Genomic DNA, 586 nt, shown 5'->3' with positions numbered 1-586 from the left:
GCATGCGTCCGATGGGCCACGCCGAGAGTGTGATGAGCCGGTTCGCGTACCGGGTGAAATCCCGCCGCAGCTGGAACCCGAGTTCGACAGTTTTGAGGTCATTTTAGGCAAATGGAAATGACCAAAATGCTGTTATATCAAGGGTTTCGTAATGCGGATCCTAGGAAAAAACGCCGAATTTCATAGGCACACGATTTATTAATTTTTCCTTTTAAAAATAAGGTTTATACGTTATAATATAGGCATGTACATACGACGAGTCACACGCAAAAATAAGGATGGAACAACCGTTGCTTATCTCCAGCTTGCTCACAATGAATGGGATCCAAAGGCCAAATATGCGAAAGCGAAGGTGATTTATTCATTCGGGCGCGAAGATGAAGTGGATCGCGCCGTCTTGGAACGTCTGGCCAAAAGCATTTCGCGATTCCTTTCTCCTGAGCAGGCTTGGGAAGTCGAAACGTTGACAGGAGAAGCTTCCGATGACTTTCAATTCCAGTCATGCAAACACCTCGGCGGCGTCTGGCTCTTGGATCAGCTCTGGAGACAACTGGGGTTGGGAGAGATTCTCCACTCCTTGTTTACC

At 47.6% G+C, this 586-nt stretch carries 2 pseudogenes; both read left to right on the top strand.

What is annotated here, in order from left to right:
- Positions 1–104: pseudogene (locus tag B4113_RS19600) on the top strand (UPF0236 family transposase-like protein); the annotation flags it as partial.
- A gap of 140 nt (positions 105–244) precedes the next feature.
- A pseudogene (locus B4113_RS20625) lies at positions 245–586 on the top strand (transposase); the annotation flags it as partial.

This window comes from Geobacillus sp. B4113_201601, from assembly GCF_001587475.1.
Classification (GTDB): domain Bacteria; phylum Bacillota; class Bacilli; order Bacillales; family Anoxybacillaceae; genus Geobacillus; species Geobacillus icigianus.
This window is presented reverse-complemented; position numbering and strand designations above follow the sequence as displayed.